This is a genomic window from Enterobacter sp. WCHEn045836, from assembly GCF_003965585.1.
Lineage (GTDB): Bacteria > Pseudomonadota > Gammaproteobacteria > Enterobacterales > Enterobacteriaceae > Enterobacter > Enterobacter dissolvens.
The window spans coordinates 172,595-191,839 of sequence record NZ_RXPT01000009.1 but is presented as its reverse complement, the minus strand read 5'-3'; the positions used below and the strand labels follow the sequence as shown (position 1 = coordinate 191,839).

Annotated in this window: 17 protein-coding genes and 1 pseudogene; 9 read left to right on the top strand and 9 right to left on the bottom strand. The window is 51.3% G+C overall.

Translation table 11 applies throughout. The features are described 5' to 3' along the window. Positions 1-156: 156 nt before the first annotated feature. The 3 genes from EKN38_RS25670 to EKN38_RS13990 form a co-directional block, all read right to left on the bottom strand. Positions 157-297 (bottom strand): Ecr family regulatory small membrane protein, encoded by a 141-nt coding sequence (locus EKN38_RS25670; RefSeq protein ID WP_043951771.1) that lies wholly within the window; start codon positions 295-297, stop codon positions 157-159. 75 nt (positions 298-372) lie between these two features. Further along, the gene (locus tag EKN38_RS13995; RefSeq protein WP_014832102.1) at positions 373-1,605 is read right to left on the bottom strand and encodes a sensor domain-containing diguanylate cyclase; all 1,233 of its coding nucleotides are present in this window, start codon (positions 1,603-1,605) and stop codon (positions 373-375) included. A gap of 83 nt (positions 1,606-1,688) precedes the next feature. Continuing rightward, the gene (locus EKN38_RS13990; RefSeq protein WP_043951637.1) at positions 1,689-3,827 is read right to left on the bottom strand and encodes a putative bifunctional diguanylate cyclase/phosphodiesterase; all 2,139 of its coding nucleotides are present in this window, start codon (positions 3,825-3,827) and stop codon (positions 1,689-1,691) included. Between the two features lie 456 nt (positions 3,828-4,283). On the opposite strand from EKN38_RS13990, the gene EKN38_RS13985 reads away from it, so the two are divergent. The 4 genes from EKN38_RS13985 to dbpA all read left to right on the top strand — a co-directional run bounded on the left by EKN38_RS13985 (position 4,284) and on the right by dbpA (position 8,400). Continuing rightward, entirely contained in the window at positions 4,284-5,438 is a 1,155-nt protein-coding gene (locus EKN38_RS13985) for a methyl-accepting chemotaxis protein (RefSeq protein ID WP_014832100.1), read from the top strand. A 120-nt stretch (positions 5,439-5,558) separates the two neighbouring features. Then, positions 5,559-6,542: a zinc transporter ZntB gene (gene zntB, locus EKN38_RS13980; RefSeq protein ID WP_014832099.1), complete on the top strand. Its 984-nt coding sequence runs from the start codon at positions 5,559-5,561 to the stop codon at positions 6,540-6,542. Between the two features lie 292 nt (positions 6,543-6,834). Continuing rightward, positions 6,835-6,999 (top strand): hypothetical protein, encoded by a 165-nt coding sequence (locus EKN38_RS26235; protein ID WP_312024034.1) that lies wholly within the window; start codon positions 6,835-6,837, stop codon positions 6,997-6,999. Positions 7,000-7,026: 27 nt separating this feature from the next. Further along, the gene (gene dbpA / locus EKN38_RS13965) at positions 7,027-8,400 is read left to right on the top strand and encodes an ATP-dependent RNA helicase DbpA (RefSeq protein ID WP_014832098.1); all 1,374 of its coding nucleotides are present in this window, start codon (positions 7,027-7,029) and stop codon (positions 8,398-8,400) included. A 46-nt stretch (positions 8,401-8,446) separates the two neighbouring features. Here dbpA and ttcA read toward each other — a convergent pair whose 3' ends face one another. From ttcA to EKN38_RS13955, 3 genes and pseudogenes are all read right to left on the bottom strand, one after another. Continuing rightward, positions 8,447-9,382, bottom strand: coding sequence for a tRNA 2-thiocytidine(32) synthetase TtcA (gene ttcA, locus EKN38_RS13960; RefSeq protein WP_013096454.1), 936 nt, complete (start codon positions 9,380-9,382; stop codon positions 8,447-8,449). A gap of 49 nt (positions 9,383-9,431) precedes the next feature. Next, positions 9,432-9,666: pseudogene (locus EKN38_RS26015) on the bottom strand (site-specific integrase); the annotation flags it as partial. Positions 9,667-9,759: 93 nt separating this feature from the next. Continuing rightward, a complete protein-coding gene (locus tag EKN38_RS13955) occupies positions 9,760-9,978 on the bottom strand; it encodes a YgdI/YgdR family lipoprotein (RefSeq protein ID WP_032618552.1) in 219 nt (72 codons plus the stop codon). Between the two features lie 1,029 nt (positions 9,979-11,007). On the opposite strand from EKN38_RS13955, the gene EKN38_RS13950 reads away from it, so the two are divergent. From EKN38_RS13950 to EKN38_RS26010, 5 genes are all read left to right on the top strand, one after another. Next, positions 11,008-11,349 carry a DUF1294 domain-containing protein gene (locus EKN38_RS13950; protein ID WP_014832096.1) on the top strand — a complete coding sequence of 114 codons (342 nt, stop codon included), beginning with the start codon at positions 11,008-11,010 and terminating at the stop codon, positions 11,347-11,349. A 101-nt stretch (positions 11,350-11,450) separates the two neighbouring features. Then, on the top strand, positions 11,451-11,900 hold the full coding sequence (locus EKN38_RS13945; protein WP_014832095.1) for a hypothetical protein: 450 nt from the start codon (positions 11,451-11,453) through the stop codon (positions 11,898-11,900). Positions 11,901-11,939: 39 nt separating this feature from the next. Further along, positions 11,940-12,137 carry a hypothetical protein gene (locus EKN38_RS13940; protein ID WP_014832094.1) on the top strand — a complete coding sequence of 66 codons (198 nt, stop codon included), beginning with the start codon at positions 11,940-11,942 and terminating at the stop codon, positions 12,135-12,137. A 3-nt stretch (positions 12,138-12,140) separates the two neighbouring features. Beyond that, on the top strand, positions 12,141-12,566 hold the full coding sequence (locus tag EKN38_RS13935; RefSeq protein WP_043951636.1) for a GFA family protein: 426 nt from the start codon (positions 12,141-12,143) through the stop codon (positions 12,564-12,566). A gap of 65 nt (positions 12,567-12,631) precedes the next feature. Further along, positions 12,632-12,709 (top strand): hypothetical protein, encoded by a 78-nt coding sequence (locus EKN38_RS26010; RefSeq protein WP_223232805.1) that lies wholly within the window; start codon positions 12,632-12,634, stop codon positions 12,707-12,709. 334 nt (positions 12,710-13,043) lie between these two features. On the opposite strand, the gene ompC is transcribed toward EKN38_RS26010, so the two are convergent. The 3 genes from ompC to EKN38_RS13920 all read right to left on the bottom strand — a co-directional run bounded on the left by ompC (position 13,044) and on the right by EKN38_RS13920 (position 19,124). Beyond that, positions 13,044-14,153 carry a porin OmpC gene (gene ompC, locus EKN38_RS13930; protein ID WP_014832092.1) on the bottom strand — a complete coding sequence of 370 codons (1,110 nt, stop codon included), beginning with the start codon at positions 14,151-14,153 and terminating at the stop codon, positions 13,044-13,046. A 378-nt stretch (positions 14,154-14,531) separates the two neighbouring features. Further along, positions 14,532-18,056, bottom strand: a complete 3,525-nt coding sequence (gene nifJ / locus EKN38_RS13925) for a pyruvate:ferredoxin (flavodoxin) oxidoreductase (protein ID WP_014832091.1) — start codon at positions 18,054-18,056, stop codon at positions 14,532-14,534. A 183-nt stretch (positions 18,057-18,239) separates the two neighbouring features. After that, entirely contained in the window at positions 18,240-19,124 is an 885-nt protein-coding gene (locus tag EKN38_RS13920) for a hypothetical protein (protein WP_014832090.1), read from the bottom strand. Positions 19,125-19,245: the final 121 nt, after the last annotated feature.

Genomic DNA, 19,245 nt, shown 5'->3' with positions numbered 1-19,245 from the left:
GAAATAAAAAAGCCCGTCAGAGCACGGGCAAAATAAGCAAGTGATTTAGCAATTCGTTACCAACGTAATGGAGGATAACGGCGCGTATCTTACGCGTCTGTTAACAAGACCGATACCTGATAATTTCGGTAGGTGAAACAACGGATTAAACGTGCGTTACAGCGCGTCGAAAGTGGGATAAATGCTGTTTTCAATATATTCCGCCACTAACCAGATCTCGCCGCTAAAGATAAACCACAATCCGAAAATAATAAGCATTAAAATAATTATGGTGAGGATTATTTCTGTTCTTCCCATTGCAGACATTACCCACCCATTGTTGTTTTCAATCAAGACCGGCATTGTAGCGGGGCTTTATCCGATACACCAGTTTCACGCCGCCAGGACTTTATTGCGGCCGTCATTCTTGGCGCGATAAAGCGCGTCATCCACCCGTTTAAAGAGATCGTCGATACTCTCATCCTGGTTGTGCCGCGCCACGCCAATGCTCACCGTAAAACGCGGCAGGCCTGGGATCGTGATGCGGGCAACCGCGGCGCGGATCGTTTCCGCGATTTGCATGGCGGTGTCGAGCGACGTGCGCGGCAGCAGAATGACGAACTCTTCACCCCCCCAGCGAAACACAAAATCCTCTTTCCGGCTACAGGCTTCCAGCGTACGCGAAAGCGAGATGAGCACTTCATCCCCCTTCAGATGACCAAAAACGTCGTTGATATTCTTAAAATGATCGGTATCGACCAGCAGCAAACTGAATTGCTGCTGAACGGGAAGGTGAGTGAGATTCGTTTGCTCAGCGATAATATAGAACTGACGCCGGTTGAGCAGGCCCGTCATGGCGTCCCGTAGTGCGGCATGTTCCAACTCAAGCTCCAGCCGTTTTTGCTCGGTGATGTCATGAATAATGCACAACATCAGCTTATCACCGTATATCTCTATCGGCCCGGCATAGGTCTGAACATGGCGGGTTGAGCCATCGGCAAGACGGTGCACAAAGTTGAGCGGCTTATGTCCACCCGGCAGGGCGGCGATTTCACTCATTACCGGAATAACATCCCGCCCCAGCGTGTTGATTTCCCAGGTATGCTTGTTGCACATCTCATCATGCGAGTAGCCATAAAAGTTAAGCGCTGCCAGATTGGCATCGACTATTTGTCCATCACGGGCGGGGTCGATCAATAACATCGGTGCGCTGTTCGTGAGAAAAAAACGGGCGTAAAACCCCTGTTTTTTGCGCTGATAAGTGGCGGAGCGACTGGCTTTAAGCCCTGTCGGCACCGGATGCGAAATCCCTTCAAAAACGATCATGTCGCCGTACGGCGCGTGGTAGGTCAGCGAAAGACGACAGCTCAACGCGGTTTCATGTCCGTCGCGCCAGATTGTCCAGATTTCGACAATTTCCTGATCCGTTTTGAGTTCAGGAATATACATTGACAGCACGGCTTGCGCATTTGCTGAGAAGGGGCCTTTGCGCAGGTCATCCAGTGTTTTATCCCCCATCACGTGAGCCGCGGCCGTGTTCGCGAAAATAATATGGCCGGAAACGGGGGAGATCAGCCACACAGGCGTTTTAATGAAATTCAGTGCATTAAAAGTATTTTGCGACATAAGGAATTCCTGTATATCGGCACAATATGCCTGACGATCACGACAGAATCGACTCGCGTTGACCCCTTTGAACCATACTCCTGTTAACCCTGTGAGGCATGATTTTTTTGTGAAATAAAAGCGGATTCCGTATGAATTTTACCAATGGGTATAATCTGTTTCTCTGAATTAATCTGCAGCAGCAACCACGGAACCTGTTCGGCAGGTAAAGGTCTGGAGAACAGGAACCCTTGCAAATAGTCACACCCCAGCTCCGTTAACACCGCCCGTTGCTCTTCCGTTTCGATCCCTTCAGCAACAACATACATCTCCATTGTCCGGGCAATATTGATAATGGTCTCCACCAGCTTGCGGCTTTTTTCATTTTCCAGCATTGACGTTACAAAGCTTTTGTCGATTTTGAGCTCTTTTGCCGGAAGCACGCTGAGCATGAGCAGATTAGAATAACCGGTGCCAAAATCATCAATAGAGACGGTGATCCCGGCCTGGTTGAATGCACTCAGTAATTCGATACTGCGGTCAAGATTTTTAAGGGCAGTGCTCTCCGTGACCTCGAGAATGAGTCGGGAAGGCGACAGATTATATTTTTGCAACATGGACGATACGATCTGAAAGATATCCGGCTGTTCAAACTGCACAGGAGACAGGTTAAAGGAGAGCGTCCAATGGGCAAAACCTTGTTCAGTCCAGAAATGCAGCTGTCGGCATGCCGCTTCAATCGCCCAGTTACCCACAGGGATAATTAATCCTGTCTGTTCCAGCGAAGGTAAAAACAGATTCGGCAGCAGCACGCCTTGTTCGGGATGTCGCCAGCGCAGAAGCGCCTCAAAGCCATGGATTGTCTTCTCTTCAGCATGCCAGGTAGGTTGATACCACAGTTCAAACTGATCGCGCTCAAGCGCCTGGGTGAGCTCCTGCAGAAAACCGGGGTTGGCCGGGATCGCCGTCGACATCTCTGTCCGGTAGACCGCCCAGTCGTTTCGGCCCGCCTTCTTCACGTAATGCATTGCGGCATCCGCTTTTAGTTTTAATTCGTGCAGCGTTTCACCATCCTGAGGATAACGGCTGACGCCTGCACTGAGTGTGGTGCTCAGTGTATGCCCGCACAGGGAAAGAGGGCGGCGCAAGTCTTCGAGCAGCGTGGGGAGCAGGGTCTGGAGTTTATCGTCATCACATTCAGGAACCAGCAGGATAAAGGCATCGCCTCCCAGTCTTGCCAGGGTCATCTCTCGGGTCAGCCTCGCCGTGATGCGCTGTGCAATGGTGATTAACAACTCATCGCCGACATTATGTCCCCAGGTGTCATTAACCTGTCTGAAGTGATCAACATCGAGGAAAACTACGGCAAATTGCTTATTACTGAGCAGCGCACTGCGCAGGCAATCCTGCATCCGGAGATCCATCTGGTGGCGGTTAGCCAGGCCGGTGAGGGCGTCAAATCGCGCCTGGAGCTCGAGCTGGCGATTAAGCTGTTGCAGATTTTCCGTTAACCGACTGGTGCGCCAGTGTGAATCAATAAGCGAGATAATCAACATGATGCCGAGCAGGCTCAGCGTTGTTACCGAAACCCAGATAGATAATCCCAGTTCGCTGATCCCGTCGGGAAGGGTATGTGTCATGTCACCAAACTGAGCGGCACGCATTCCGGTGTAGTGCATGGCGCAGATGGCAGCCCCAAGGACTAAAGCGGCGAGAATGCGATTGATGAAGATCCCTTTTCGCTGATGCCGCAGGTGGAAGGCCAACCAGATTGCGGCTCCGGAGGCCATTATGGCAATCAATATGGATAAGCCGACGGTACGTTGATCCCAGATGATGGGGCTATCCAGCATCAGCGCGGCCATGCCGGTATAGTGCATCGACACGACTCCCGCACTCAGAATTAAGGTGGAGAGGATCAGCCTAAAGGGAGAAAGACGAGCGCCCGTCACGGCAATATTCATTGCCAGCGTAGACGCCACCACCGCGACGCCCAGTGAGGCAAGGGTTAACCAGAGGTGATAGCTCATGATCATGGGCATTTTCATCGCTAACATGCCGATAAAATGCATCGACCAGATCCCGATGCCCAGCGTAACCCCTCCGGCAATACGCCAGAACATTGCCGCCTTGCGACCGGAGAGGGGGATTTTTCCTGCACTGTCCAGAGCCAAAAACGAGGCGATAAAGGCCACGAGATAAGAGATGGCTATTAACACTGGGTCCCACGATACATTGAGCATTATGCAATCCCGCATCAAAGAGGGTTACTGACTTCGCCTGCCGGGCACATCTTTATTGGCAACGAGCATGCGCGTTTAAACACTATTAGTTAGGGGACTCGTAAAATGATCAGCCCTATTTAAATCTCAAACTGCATGCAATATAAAATATATCCTCAGTATTAACCTGTTAAGCGCAGCTAAACAAGGGCTAATAATTGCAGCAAAGCTCCTTAAATATGCGGGAGGCTATCACGTTTCGCTGACGTAGATGGTATCGCTTAAGTTCGTCTTAGACCAGTATCACAGCATTCATGACACAATATTTCCAGCAATACACTGTTTTTATCTCACTTAAGTTAAATTGCAGGTTGCTAACCACGAAACAACAAACCATCGGTATTCGTGAGGACAAACGTCATTGTGGATGCTATAACCCTTAATGCCGACCAAAAATATAAAGTTGTGGGAATGATTATGCTAAGAAATATTAGTGTCAGAACCTTCATTGTCTATTTCCTTTTGTCTCTTTTTTTGATAAACGCAGCTGTCGTGGTTCTTTTTTCGGGCGCGTCGCCGCTCTTTATTACGCTCAATGTAATAAATATGATTGCTCTTTTTTTACTCTGGGCCTACATGACCAAATATCTTGTGACACCGATCAATACTGTGAAAAAAAGTATTGAAGAAGTAACGGCAGGAAATCTTGGCGTGACGATCCCGGAGTTTGGTAACAACTGCGCAGGGCGTTTAATCCCTGGGATTAATAGCCTCTCGAGCAATATTGCGACACTGGTCCGGGAAATCAGGGCATCGTCACACACCGCCATGACCTTATCGGATCAACTCTCCTCACGCAGCGCGCAACTTTCTGTGAAAACGGAGCAGCAGTCTGCCTCGCTGGTGCAAACCGCGGCCAGCATGGAGCAGATGGCGGCAAGCACCAGAAATAATGCCGATAACACCCGGCTGGCCAGTGAACAGGCCAATGAGGCCACCCTTCAGGCACGCAAGGGCGGAGAACTGATGGGGCAGGTTGCTCACAATATGCAATCGATCACCGAATGCGCGCAGCAAATGACGGAGATTATCTCGATGATCGACGGCATTGCCTTCCAGACCAATATCCTGGCGCTTAACGCAGCCGTTGAGGCAGCAAGGGCGGGAGACCACGGAAAAGGATTCTCTGTGGTTGCAGAGGAGGTACGAAATCTGGCTCACCGCAGCGCGGACGCGGCGAAGAACATCAAAACGCTGATTGAAGTGACGAGTAATAACGTGACGCAGGGCGTAACGGTGGTGTCAGAAGCGGAAAAAAATATGCGTGAGATAGTGGCCGGATCCGGCAATGTCAGCCGTCTGATGGATGAAATTTCCAGCTCGACATCCGAGCAGGAGAAAGGGATTTCGCAGATCACGCTGGCATTATCAGAGCTGGAAAGGGTCACGCAAAGCAATGTAGCTATGGCGGAGGAACTTAACGGATCTTCCGACGTGCTGCGTAACCAGGTTATCGAATTGCAGTCCCGGACACGCAACTTCCGGCTCGACGGGAGAGCCCCCTCTGACGGTTCGTTGTCGGCACCGGGTGTTCCGCTGTCGTTCGCGCAGCGACAAGGACATTCTGTGTGAGATGGCACCGCCGTTAGCCGTACAATTCCCGAGCGATTTCAGCGCCATGCGGAACATTGTGGTTGCGTAACCTCTGCCGAAAGCTAGACTGACAACGAAAAGCTAAAAGGTGGAGGCGTTGTGGAGAGCATAAAAGGGTCTGAACTGAACGTTCCTGACGCAGTGTTTGCGTGGGTGTTCGACGGTAATGGCGGTGCCCGGCCGCTGGAAGACAACGATGAGATTGATCACGCGCATCCCTGCTGGCTACACCTGAATTATACCCATCCGGACAGCGCTGACTGGCTGGCATCAACCCCACTGTTGCCGAACAACGTACGCGATGCGCTGGCGGGTGAAAGCCTGCGGCCACGCGTGAGCCGGATGGGGGACGGTACGTTGATCACCCTTCGCTGTATTAACGGCAGCACGGATGAGCGTCCGGATCAGCTGGTGGCGATGCGGGTCTATATGGATGACGGTCTTATTGTCTCCACTCGTCAGCGTAAAGTGCTGGCGCTGGATGACGTGGTGAACGATCTGAAAGAGGGCACCGGGCCGACTGATTGCGGTAGCTGGCTGGTGGATGTCTGCGATGCGCTCACCGATCATGCGAGTGAGTTTATTGAAGAGCTGCACGACAAAATTATCGACCTGGAAGATAACCTGCTCGATCAGCAAATACCGCCGCGCGGCTTCCTGGCGTTACTGCGCAAACAGCTGATCGTGATGCGCCGCTATATGACGCCACAACGCGATGTGTATGCCCGCCTCGCCAGCGAACGCTTCAGCTGGATGAACGACGATCAGCGTCGCAGGATGCAGGATATTGCGGACAGGCTTGGGCGCGGGCTGGATGAAATTGATTCCTGTATCGCCAGAACGGCGGTGATGGCGGATGAGATCGCCCAGGTGATGCAGGAGTCGCTGGCCAGAAGAACCTACACGATGTCGCTGATGGCAATGGTCTTTTTACCCAGCACCTTCCTGACCGGACTGTTTGGCGTAAACCTGGGCGGTATCCCCGGAGGGGCTTATCGTTACGGTTTTACTGCGTTTTGCGTCATGTTAGCTGTTTTGATTGGCGGTGTTGCATGGTGGTTGCATCGTAGTAAATGGTTGTAAATTTACGCTTTTTACACCTTATACGCGGTTCAAAACGCTCTTTTAATTGAGCGAAGTCAATAAACCCAGGCCGCGTAAGGTGCAATATTACTCCCGCAGGTGAATGCAACGTCAAGCGATGGGCGTTGCGCTCCATATTGTCTTACTTCCTTTTTTGAATTACTGCATAGCACAATTGATTCGTACGACGCCGACTTTAATAGTCGGCTTTTTTTTGCCTCCCGTTTCTCAGGGTCTACCCTAAAAGGGTCAATCCAAAAAACTGGAGGGAAAGATGAACCATCTACTCGCGCTGCAACTGCTGCATTCACGGCAGTCCGATCCGGTCCCGACCGACCCAACGCCGATGCCCGATCCCATTCCTCGTCCGCAGCCTATGCCCGACCCGCCGCCCGATGAAGAACCGATTAAATTGTCGCATCGAACCCCGAGATCTGCGAGGATACGCGCCATCTGACTGCAAAGATGACCACGAGAGACTATTGTGACCGCTTTTTCTACCCTGAATGTTCTGCCTGCCGCCCAACTCGATAACCTCAACGAGTTGGGATACCTCACGATGACGCCTGTTCAGGCGGCCGCATTACCCGCCATTCTTGAGGGGCGCGATGTTCGCGTACAGGCAAAAACCGGCAGTGGGAAAACGGCAGCGTTCGGTCTTGGGCTGTTACAGCATATTGATGCCACCCTGTTTCAGACCCAGTCTCTGGTTCTGTGCCCGACCCGCGAACTGGCCGACCAGGTCGCGGGTGAGTTGCGTCGTCTGGCGCGCTTCCTGCCCAATACCAAGATCTTAACCCTCTGCGGCGGACAGCCGTTCGGGGCGCAGCGTGATTCGCTCCAGCATGCGCCGCATATTATTGTCGCGACACCAGGCCGTCTGCTGGATCATCTGCAAAAAGGCACCGTTTCACTGGATGCCCTGCAAACGCTGGTGATGGATGAAGCGGACCGTATGCTGGATATGGGCTTCAGCGACGCGATCGACGAGGTGATCCGCTTCGCACCGGAAGATCGTCAGACATTGTTATTTTCTGCGACCTGGCCTGAGGCCATCGCTGCGATCAGCGGTCGTGTACAAAAAAATCCGCTCACGATTGAAATCGACAGCGTGGATGCGCTGCCTGCCATCGAGCAGCAGTTCTTTGAAACCTCGCAGCAGGGCAAAATCCCGCTTCTGCAGAAATTGCTGAGCCAGCACCAGCCCGCCTCCTGCGTGGTGTTTTGTAACACCAAAAAAGATTGCCAGGCAGTGTGTGATGCCCTGAATGCCGCCGGGCAAAGCGCGCTGTCATTGCATGGCGATCTGGAACAGCGCGATCGTGACCAGACGCTGGTTCGCTTCGCCAACGGCAGCGCCCGTGTACTGGTCGCGACCGATGTCGCCGCACGTGGGCTGGACATTAAATCGCTGGAGCTGGTTGTTAACTACGAGCTGGCCTGGGATCCAGAAGTACACGTTCACCGCATTGGGCGTACTGCACGCGCGGGAAACAGCGGGCTTGCCATTAGCTTCTGCGCGCCGGAAGAGGCGCAGCGCGCCAATATCTTGTCTGAAATGCTGCAGATAAAGCTTAACTGGGTGAACACCCCGGGGAACGTTCGCGTTGTGCCACTCGAAGCCGAAATGGCGACGCTGTGTATTGATGGCGGCAAAAAAGCCAAGATGCGCCCGGGTGACGTGCTAGGCGCGCTGACAGGGGACATGGGGCTGGATGGCGCCGATATCGGCAAGATTACCGTTCATCCGGCACATGTCTATGTGGCAATCCGCCAGGCGGTTGCGCATAAGGCCTGGAAGCAGCTGCAAAACGGTAAAATTAAAGGCAAAACCTGCCGGGTCAGATTGCTGAAATAAGCGGCAGAAAAAACGCGTCTCAGACGGACTCTGAGACGCGACAGGATTATTTCACTTCAAGTACGTTCAGGCGCAGCTCGTCAAACTGATTATCATCCTCTTCCGGCTGCCAGCCCGCAGGCTGCATGGGGATCTCTTCCCGATCAAACGCCAGATCGCCGCCATTCACCACCTCTGAATCATGGTTGATGCCTTTGAAGTCGAACAGCTCAACATCCGCAAGGTGTGAAGGCACCACGTTCTGCATGGCGCTGAACATGGTTTCGATGCGTCCTGGATAACGTTTATCCCAGTCACGCAGCATGTCACCAATGACCTGGCGCTGCAGGTTTGGCTGAGAGCCACACAGGTTGCATGGGATAATCGGGAAAGCTTTCGCCTGGGAGAAGCGTTCAATGTCCTTCTCGCGGCAATAGGCGAGAGGGCGGATGACAATATGTTTGCCGTCATCGCTCATCAGCTTAGGCGGCATGCCTTTCATCTTCCCGCCGTAGAACATGTTCAGGAACAGCGTTTGCAGGATATCGTCGCGGTGATGACCGAGCGCAATTTTTGTCGCACCCAGCTCTGTCGCAGTACGGTACAGAATGCCACGGCGCAGACGAGAGCAGAGAGAGCAGGTGGTTTTGCCCTCCGGGATCTTCTCTTTTACGATACCGTAGGTATTTTCTTCGACGATTTTGTACTCAACGCCCAGTTTATCGAGATATTCCGGCAGAATATGCTCAGGGAAACCCGGCTGTTTCTGGTCAAGGTTTACGGCTACCAGGGAGAATTTCACCGGCGCGCTCTGCTGAAGATTACGCAGGATCTCCAGCATGGTATAGCTGTCTTTCCCCCCTGACAGGCAAACCATGATCCGGTCGCCTTCTTCAATCATATTGAAGTCTGCAATGGCTTCGCCCACATTACGGCGCAGCCGCTTCTGCAGCTTGTTCAGGTTGTATTGTTCTTTCTTTGTATTTGATTGATTGTCTTGCATTTATTGCTACCTTCGGAGCCAGCAGGGGCAAAAGTTTTCAGCGTGCCGGCTAATCATTAAGCATCAGCACCTGTTCGCCATTCATTTTCCACGCATTCTATGCCGCAACTGTCTGGCTATGAAAGATGGGTTAACGCCGGCAGTCAATGCCAGCGGGCAAAAGTATGTCGCGTATGGTACGGATTCCGGCGGCGAATACCAGCACGTTTTACAGCGATGAAGGATCTTGTGCCAACTTGCGGTAAAGCGTAATCGGCTTTCTGTTCGCCATCAGCGAGACGTGGTCGTTAAAACAGATAACATAAGGCGGGTAAAGGCAGGCAAGCTCCGCTCAGTACAATGGCGGAGCCAGTAAAACGGAAGGACAGATCAGGCGGTTACTTCTCTACAATCTCTTTCACATCCGATTGATGAATCTGATGAATGCTGCCATCTGCATCTTTGTATGAAATTAAACCGGTGTCTTTATCTCGCTCTGGTTTTCCATGTGTGGTCATCATATGTCCATCTTTGGTCGATATGACATAATCACTTGAGCACCCTGTTATTGCTAACGCGACACCTAATGCCAAAAATGCAAAAATACCACCCTTAATATTAACCTCTAATTAACTTTATAGTTACAATTGTTTTAATACAACATTATTTAACAACAGTGAATTGCAACGCTTCGTCAACGAAAGGGGATTTCCATTCTATGCAAAAAAGAGGCAATAAACGGCCACAGCGTAACCGTATATGTGGCGTTTAATCTTGTGCTTCTATTTGAAACCCGTCTGTTTTATAGATGTAATACTTTATGGCTATTTCACGTTGCTCTTCATTCGCATCAGTATTGATTTAACGTGTATCGCTGCTTATTATCTTGCGTTTCAGCGTATGGGAATTTGAAGCTCGCATGCGACTTTACTGACGTGCTGGCGGCCCGGATTAGACAATCACTGGCGAACGGTTCCCTTAAGATGATATCCCACAGGAAGGGTTGAAAGTGTTTAAGTTAAGTTCTTTTGGTTTTATGATTTTATTGTGCTCAGGGTGTAGTTCTGATGTGGTTATCACTCAGCCGGAAAAACCGGTATATAAGCCAATGCCTGATATAACGCAATCTGTAACACCGTCTCAGCAACGGGCGATCATGGCTGGTGAACGTCCCGACTGGACAGACAGAGCACCGGTCACCACGACCAGGCGTTATTAATTCCTGCCCATGTGATGCTGACATGGAATTTTAGCGTGGCCTGCACGAATGGCCACTTTAATTGCGCTGTGTTGAGCGTTTATTCATCTTCATACTATTAAGCTGTTTCCCCGAACAAAGCAGGAGGGAAACGGTGATCGCTATTTTAAAAGCATGTCTTTTAGTTGGGTGCTTCCTGGCAGGTTGTGTCTTGTATCTTCATCTTTTTACGTCAATGAAAGAAGTATGTATTAAAGATACAGCAGGAGAAGTGTTTCACGTGCGCAAGGTTGAAAATGCTGCAGATTGTCAGACTTTTAACTGGAGCACGTATATACAGTGTGGCTATTTCTAATTGTACATAGTAAAAACAATCTACACCTGATTCATGCGAAAGATAACGTATAATGCCTTCTCGAAATACGTTTATGATCCTGAGGCAGGCGCTATGACATTGAATCAATTTTGTTTTTTTATACTGATCTGTGCTGCGTTCTGCAGTCTGTTGTCCGCCTGGCCCGTAGCCATATGGTTCCTGCTCATCAACGTGCTGACAATGGTTATTTACGGCGCCGATAAAATGGCAGCACGAAAAGGAATGCGCAGGATACCGGAAGTGACCTTACTGGTCTTCGGCATTGTGGGCGGATGGCCTGGCGCCATTATGGGCCAACAGATCTTTCGCCATAAAACGCAAAAGCAGCCGTTCAAAACCTGGTTTTTACTGACTGTCGTCGTGAGCATCGTAGCCACGGTAGCGCTGTATCATTTTGGTTTTATTGTTCGCTAGTGAGCATCATCACTGCCAATAGTAGTAGGCCAAATCCTGGTGGGTTGCTGTTTTTTGTCCGTTCTGAATAATACGTGCAACAACAAGGACGACAGCATCTCATGAAAATCAAATTCATTACGCTGGCAGCGCTGATGTTTTATTCAGCGCCTGGCTGGTCGACGTTTCAGGAACGGGAATATAATACCTGGTATATAAAAAATGCCGTTCTTTATGACATGACGCAGACGTCGGAAGGTTTTCCGGTAATGGTGAGCGTATCTCAGCCCGGGAAAAAATCCGCTAATCTGGTGGTTTCCTATATCACAGAAGGGCAATGCGGAGAAAATACGCTGCCGCTTAATGTGAATGGTAAAGTGTTGCCCGCCAGATATTACTGTGTTCAGGTTGGGTCGAACAGAATTGAACATTTTTCAGTGGTCGATGCAAACAGCGTTAATGCCCTGGTGACGCATCTGAATTCAGATTTCACCCTTCTGCTGCAAAACGATATCAAGATTTGGGCCGCAAATATCAAATCGCCGAAATACGGTCTGACACCGCGTTTTTAAAATCCTGCTACGCTTGTTTGTGGTATCAGGAGCATGAACATGAAGAACAAAGATGAACAAACCGGGTTAGTTGGGCTGGCGATTGGTGCCGCCGTTATTGGGCTGGTTTCAGCGCAGAAACCGATCGATCGCAACAGTATTGTCGATGAACTGCTGAGGCTCGGCAGGCAAAAGGGTGACGGCGTGGAGGATGAGGTGTTCGTCAAGGCCGCTGAGCTGGTGAAAAAAGGGGTTTAAAAGATGGCTGATATTCGTCATGCACGGTGCCATTGTGGCGCAGTGGCATTCACCGTTACGTTGACCGATGGGTTAAATACCGCCCGGCGCTGCAGCTGTTCTTTTTGTCGGATGAGAGGGGCGGTTGTGGTCTCTGCGCCGTTAACCGGTATTACCGTCACCAAAGGCGAGGATAAGCTTACGGAGTACCGCTTTAACACCGGTACGGCCCGGCATTTCTTCTGTTCGGTCTGCGGGATTTATACCTTCCATCAGCGGCGTTCCAATCCCAATGAATATGGCGTGAATGTTGCCTGTTTTGAAAATGTCTCCCCGTTCGATTTTCCCGAGGTGACTGTGATGGATGGGGTCAATCATCCTGCAGATGGTGACAGCGGCGTCTTTGGCTATCTCTCTTTTCGCAAACGCACGTCAACGGAAGCGTCCTAGCCGCCTGGCCACTTTGTGATAACGCTGGCTATAGTGGGAAGTGGGTATCGTAAAGAGGAGACATTATGCTTAGTGTTGAAAAAGACGACCCGCGTGAGGCGCCTGAATCTGGGGATAAAAAGCCTCAGCCCGTGAAAAAATAATGTTCACGAAGGGTACTATGGCCACCGGCACTGCTGGTGGCTTTTTGTTTCAGAAGCTCACTCTTAATGCCTGTCGAGGTGATTTAACAACGTGCCGAGATGCCCAACAATATCGCGGAAATCGAAAATTAACGCCATCCACAAACATGCTAAAAGCGCCAGTAGGGCAAGGGATACACGACCAAACAACACAGTTATCCTTAATGAGGAGAGGGATATCTGCGCAGTCTAACCCGCATTCTTTCAACTTATGCTCAACAATCTCGCGATAGCGTGCTGTTGTGCGACTAACATCAAAAAAAGTGAGCCCGCATGATGCTACGGGCTCAGACCATCAGAACTGGTAAACCAGGCCTAATGCGACGACATCATCGGTACCAATACCGTTGTTTTTGTAGAAGCTGTCATCTTCATCCAGCAGGTTGATTTTATAATCCACATAGGTGGACATATTTTTGTTGAAGTAATAGGTGGCGCCAACGTCAGCATATTTAACCAGATCCTGATCGCCCTGACCGTTACCCAGGTCTTTACCTTTCGACTGCAGGTAGGAAATTGCCGGACGCAGACCAAAATCGAACTGGTATTGTGCGGTAACTTCAAAGTTCTGGGTTTTATTCGCCACGGCGCTTTCATTGTCGCCGTAAGGGGTCATATTGCGGGTTTCAGAATACATGGCCGCCAGATAGATATTGTTGGCGTCATATTTCAGACCCGCGGTCCAGGCATCCGCTTTATCCCCGCCCGCTGTGGTATTTCTCACCTGATCGTTGGTACGGTCAGAAGAGGTATAGGCCGCCCCCGCTGAAATTCCCATACCGAAATCATAGGTGGTAGAAATACCGAAGCCGTCACCGTTCTCATGACGCGTGTCACGACCATTATTGGTCCCTTCCTGGTTATTGCTGGCATCTTCGTTATTACCCTGATACTGCAGAGCAAAGTTCAGACCCGGCACCAGACCATAGAAATCGGTGTTGCGGTAGGTTGCTACGCCATTGGCACGGCCGGTCATAAAGTTATCGGCATAGGTGTAAGAGTCGCCACCGAACTCCGGCAGCATATCAGTCCATCCTTCCACGTCGTACAGGACACCATAGTTACGGCCGTAGTCAAAGGAACCGTAGTCACCCACTTTTACACCGGCAAAGGCCAGACGTGTCCAGGACTGGTTATCAGAACCTTCGGTGTTATTTGCCTGAATGTTGTATTCCCACTGTGCGTAGCCGGTCATCATATCGTTGATCTGGGTTTGGCCCTTGAAACCGAGACGCATATAGGTTTGATCGCCGTCTTTAGACGTGTCATCAGAGAAGTAGTGCAAACCATCTACTTTTCCGTACAGATCTAATTTATTGCCATCCTTATTATAAATCTCTGCTGCATGCGCAGCGCCAGCCATTAACAGAGCCGGAATCATCAGGGCCAGTACTTTTCTTTGCATTATGATATTCCTTTGCGGTTGTTTTTATTTAATTACCTGTTGAACTTTCCGTTGCGGAAAGTTGTCACATGCTAGATCACTCCACGGAAAGAGTAATAAATCATAATTGTTACTAAGTGAGTAAAATCTAAAAGAGATCGTTCCGTGGAAATGTTAATTTGTCTGGTGAATGCTTTAACGAAAAATATAATAAATTAAAATTATTAATCACGCTGTAAATCAGGTAATGTCTGCGTCGTTATATGCCTTTAAGATTATTATCCATAATTCTCGTGAATGTCATTTATTCATTTAAAGGGATTATCTGGACTGGCCCGGTGTTAAAATGCCGGGCTTTTTTTATGGCAAAAAAATGCCCGGACAAGCCGGGCAAGGGAATTATTCGCTGGCGGTTTTTTCCGCTTTCCCGGCCATTTGCGCCAGGAAGTCATACCGTTTTTGCAGATCGGCGGCCGCATCCTTCCACAGTTGCTCAGCCACCTCTGGCTGTTGCGCATTGAGGCGACGGAAGCGCTGCTCCTGCAGCAGTGTCTCAGCCAGGGCATCTGACGGTGGCCGTGAATCGAGCGCCAGCGGCAGTTTACCTTCCTCTGCCCGGCGCGGGTCAAAGCGATACAGCGGCCAGAAGCCCGTCGCGGTCAACTGTCGCATCTGGTCGTGGCTGAGCGCCAGATCGTAACCATGCTCTTCGCAAGGGCTGTAGGCGATGATAAGCGATGGCCCCGGATAAGCTTCCGCCTCCTGAATCGCTTTCACCGTCTGGTTAAGTTGCGCGCCGAGTGAGATTTGCGCAACGTACACGTGGCCATACATCATCATGCTGACACCGAGGTCTTTACGCGCCTTGCGTTTGCCGTGTTCACCAAATTTCGTTACGGCCCCGAGCGGCGTGGCTTTTGACGCCTGTCCGCCGGTATTGGAATAACACTGGGTATCCAGCACCAGGATGTTCACGTTCTCGGTCAGGCTCAACACATGATCCAGCCCGCCAAAGCCAATGTCGTATGCCCAGCCATCGCCGCCAATCAGCCAGATTGATTTCTCAACCAGCGCATCAGCGTCAGTCACCAGTTGCTCTGCACCGTCAACGCCCTGAAGGGCGTTGCGAAGCGCCGTAACCTGCTCGCGACGCACCTCTGGCGTGGCTTCAGCGTGCAGCGCAGTGTTCAGTTCGGCAGGGATATTATCGGCAAACTGGTCCAGCAGGCGCATCACGCGCGCGCGGTGCTGATCCACCGTTAAGCGGAAGCCAAGACCAAATTCGGCGTTATCCTCAAACAGCGAGTTTGCCCATGCCGGACCGCGGCCGTTGGCATCGGTGGTATAAGGTGTGGACGGCAGGTTACCGCCATAGATAGACGAACAGCCGGTCGCGTTGGCGATCAGCATCCGGTCACCGTACAGCTGCGTCAGCAGTTTAATGTACGGTGTTTCACCGCAGCCGGAGCAGGCGCCGGAGTATTCGAACAGCGGGGTGATGAGCTGTGAAGTACGGATATCAATACGTTCCAGCTTGCTACGGTCGATTTCCGGCAGGTTCAGGAAGAAGTCATAATTCACTTTCTCTTCTTCCACGTGTTCCAGGCGCGACATCATATTGATGGCTTTGATATCCGGATTCTGCCGGTCTTTAGCCGGGCAGACCTCGACGCAGAGATTACAGCCGGTGCAATCTTCCGGTGCGACCTGCAGAACGTATTTCTGTCCGCGCATATCGCGGGATTTCACATCCAGCGAGTGCAGGCTGGCCGGGGCCGATTCCATGGCGTCAGGGGATACAACTTTGGCACGGATGGCTGAGTGTGGGCAGGCTGCAACACAGTGATTGCACTGGGTACACAGCTCTTCCTTCCAGATGGGGATCTCTTCGGCGATATTGCGTTTTTCCCAGCGGGTGGTGCCCATCGGCCAGGTGCCATCCGGCGGCAGGGCGGAGACGGGAAGGGCATCGCCCAGCCCTGCCAGCATGGCCGCCGTTACGGTTTTAACAAAATCTGGAGCCGCATCCGAAACCACCGGAGGACGGTTCGGGCTGCTGGCATTCACCGGCTGGAGTGGCACTTCAAACAGAGACTCGCGCGCCAGCGCCAGTGCCTGCCAGTTGCGTTCAACCAACTCCTGACCTTTGCTGCTGTAGCTTTTGGCGATCGCACCCTGCAGTTCCATGAAGGCGCTGTCGCCCGGCAGAATATTAGTCAGGTGGAAGAACGCCATCTGCATGACGGTGTTAATGCGCGCGGCAAGTCCGCATTCGCGGGCGATTTTCGCTGCGTTGATGACAAATAGCCGCGCTTTTTTCTGATTAAGCACCGCCTGCACTTCCTGCGGCAGGCGCGCCCAGACCTCATCCGCACTGTACGGTGTGTTGAGCAGGAAAATACCGCCGGGTTTGAGACGTTCGGCCATCTGGTATTTATCGATAAACTGCAGCTGGTGACAGCCGACAAAATCAGCCTGTGAAATAAGATACGCGGAGCGGATAGGGTGTTCGCTGACGCGCAGATGGGACACGGTCAGTCCGCCGGCTTTCTTGGAGTCATAGACGAAGTAGCCCTGCGCATACAACGGTGTGGAGTTCCCGATGATTTTGATGTTGTTCTTGGTTGCCGAAACGCTGCCGTCACTGCCCAGACCGTAGAACAGCGCTTCGAGTTTCGCGCCGGAGGGCAGGGTGTTTTCCGGCAAGGCCAGTGAGAGATTGGTGACATCATCATAAATACCGACCGTAAAGCGAGGCTTCGGTTTGGTTTCACTCAGCTCATTGAACACTGCCAGCACGCAATCCGGACCGAACTCTTTGGACGACAAACCATAACGTCCGCCAATAACACGCGGCAGCGTTTCGCGTTCGCCGTTATTGAAGGCTTCCGCCAGCGCGGTCATGACGTCCAGATACAGCGGTTCTGCGTGTGCGCCTGGCTCTTTGGTACGATCGAGTACGGCTACGCTACGTGCGCTCTCCGGCAGCGCAGAGAGCAGATGTTGCGCAGAGAACGGGCGGTAGAGGCGAACTTTCAACACCCCAACTTTCTCGCCGCGCGTCAGCAGTTCATCCACGACTTCTTCACAGGTGCCAATGGCTGAACCCATCAGCACAATCACGCGTTCCGCCTGTGGATGGCCGTAGTATTCAAATGGTTTATATTCACGCCCGGTAGCGGCGGCGAAATCGTTCATCGCCTGTTCGACATGGTCGTACACTGCGTTGTACCACGGGTTCGTCGCTTCGCGGGACTGGAAGTAAGTATCCGGGTTTGCCGATGTCCCGCGGATCACCGGATGTTCCGGGTTGAGTGCGCGGGCACGATGGGCATCGATGTCCGCCTGCGGCAGAAGCGAGAGAAGGGTGTCGTCTGCCAGCGGCACGATTTTGTTGATTTCGTGAGAGGTGCGGAAACCGTCGAAGAAGTGAATAAACGGCACGCGGCTTTTCAGCGTCGCGATATGGGAAATTAACGCGAAATCCTGGGCCTCCTGAACGCTGCTGGCGCACAGCATGGCGCAGCCGGTCTGACGCACGGCCATCACGTCGGAGTGATCGCCAAAAATGGAGAGCGCGTGGGTAGCAACGGTACGTGCCGCAACGTGCAGGACAAACGGCGTAAGTTGACCGGCCAGTTTGTACAGCGTCGGGATCATCAGCAGCAATCCCTGCGAGGAGGTGAACGACGTGGAGAGCGCTCCCGTCTGCAGCGCACCATGCACCGCGGCAATCGCACCCGCTTCGGACTGCATTTCGACGACTCTCGGGACATCGCCCCAGACATTTTTTAACCCGTTTCCTGCCCAGGCATCTGCCTGTTCGGCCATCGTAGAGCTCGGCGTAATCGGGTAGATGGCGATAACTTCGCTGGTGCGAAACGCGACTGACGCGACTGCACCATTACCGTCAATAGTTTGCATAGGACAACACCCTTACATTGCGCAAAAAAAGAGGGGTCCGTAAACCTGGTCAGACCCTGAATATTATTCCCTTATTTTAGCAAAGGTCGGATTTTGCGATTTTCGCATTTGTGTCCTCGGTATTCTCACCATCAATGAGTAGATCAAACTTTTGGCGAAAAACCCTTCTAAATCTTAAATAATTCAGTTCCAGTATTCATAAGTCGCTGTCATGGCTGCTTTATGTTTGTACTCGAAAGCCTTGCCTTTGTCGTTATCTGGTGAGGAGATAGTGATGTCGATATCCGCCTGGATACATTCCCCGTTAGTGTCCCATTCCTTACAGGTATTCACCGTTTTTTCGATAGTGTAATAGGTCTCGGTGTTCGTCCAGGTCAGCTGGCGACCTGCATCATCGTAAACATACTCATCCACGACGTTAGGTGTGTACCTTTTTGTCAGGCGATGATGCGTGTCGTACTCGTACTCCGTGCGGTAATTCTCAATCGCCAGGTTACTTTTGTTTTCTGAACGGGTAAGAGCCCCTGTTGTATTGAGGGTATACAGAATGGTGCCCATGCTGGTTCGATCTTTCTCCCCCGGCGTTGTGGCAGTAATGATGCCGCGGTTAACTGCTTTACTGATAATCCCTTTTTTGTTTAGCAAATACATACCTTCAACATTATGACGGAATAACAGTGTCGATTTTTGGTTGCGCTTGTCCGTTCCGATGCCTTTGCCATCGACAAGGATGCGCCAGCCGTAATCCGCTTTACTGAGTTTTATCGCACTGGTAATCACAAGAACAGATTGAGGATAGGTTGCTGTTTTTACCTCCAGCATGCTGCCGCCAAGAAGTTCGCCACAGCGGTTGTAACTCGCATTTATTGTTGTACGGATGTAACCGTCCGGACTCTCAATCCTGGTCTCAATCGTTTTAGGTATTGCTCCATTAATTTGCTGTTGCAGTAGGATGAAATTATTGGTTTTATTTTTGTTTACGCTTTCGGGTGAGCATTGCTCAGCCCGGGCATGAAAAGAACACAGCGCGAGTACGGCTACGCAAAACGACTTATTGTAAATCGGCATTGATTATTATCCTTATGAACCAGCCTGTTAACGCAATCCCAAAGAGCAAAGCAGTAATATACTGCCAACAGCTTCAGGTTCAACAATATCCAAAAAAATTGCGAGAAATTGTTTCAGCAGC

Bases quoted from the DNA above. Each gene is read 5' to 3' on its own strand.
- EKN38_RS25670 (WP_043951771.1), bottom strand. From the start codon at position 297: ATGGGAAGAACAGAAATAATCCTCACCATAATTATTTTAATGCTTATT.
- EKN38_RS13995 (WP_014832102.1), bottom strand. From the start codon at position 1,605: ATGTCGCAAAATACTTTTAATGCACTGAATTTCATTAAAACGCCTGTG.
- EKN38_RS13990 (WP_043951637.1), bottom strand. From the start codon at position 3,827: ATGCTCAATGTATCGTGGGACCCAGTGTTAATAGCCATCTCTTATCTC.
- EKN38_RS13985 (WP_014832100.1), top strand. From the start codon at position 4,284: ATGCTAAGAAATATTAGTGTCAGAACCTTCATTGTCTATTTCCTTTTG.
- ttcA (WP_013096454.1), bottom strand. From the start codon at position 9,382: ATGCAAGACAATCAATCAAATACAAAGAAAGAACAATACAACCTGAAC.
- EKN38_RS13950 (WP_014832096.1), top strand. From the start codon at position 11,008: ATGACATTGAATCAATTTTGTTTTTTTATACTGATCTGTGCTGCGTTC.
- EKN38_RS13945 (WP_014832095.1), top strand. From the start codon at position 11,451: ATGAAAATCAAATTCATTACGCTGGCAGCGCTGATGTTTTATTCAGCG.
- EKN38_RS13940 (WP_014832094.1), top strand. From the start codon at position 11,940: ATGAAGAACAAAGATGAACAAACCGGGTTAGTTGGGCTGGCGATTGGT.
- EKN38_RS13935 (WP_043951636.1), top strand. From the start codon at position 12,141: ATGGCTGATATTCGTCATGCACGGTGCCATTGTGGCGCAGTGGCATTC.
- EKN38_RS26010 (WP_223232805.1), top strand. From the start codon at position 12,632: ATGCTTAGTGTTGAAAAAGACGACCCGCGTGAGGCGCCTGAATCTGGG.
- ompC (WP_014832092.1), bottom strand. From the start codon at position 14,153: ATGCAAAGAAAAGTACTGGCCCTGATGATTCCGGCTCTGTTAATGGCT.
- nifJ (WP_014832091.1), bottom strand. From the start codon at position 18,056: ATGCAAACTATTGACGGTAATGGTGCAGTCGCGTCAGTCGCGTTTCGC.
- EKN38_RS13920 (WP_014832090.1), bottom strand. From the start codon at position 19,124: ATGCCGATTTACAATAAGTCGTTTTGCGTAGCCGTACTCGCGCTGTGT.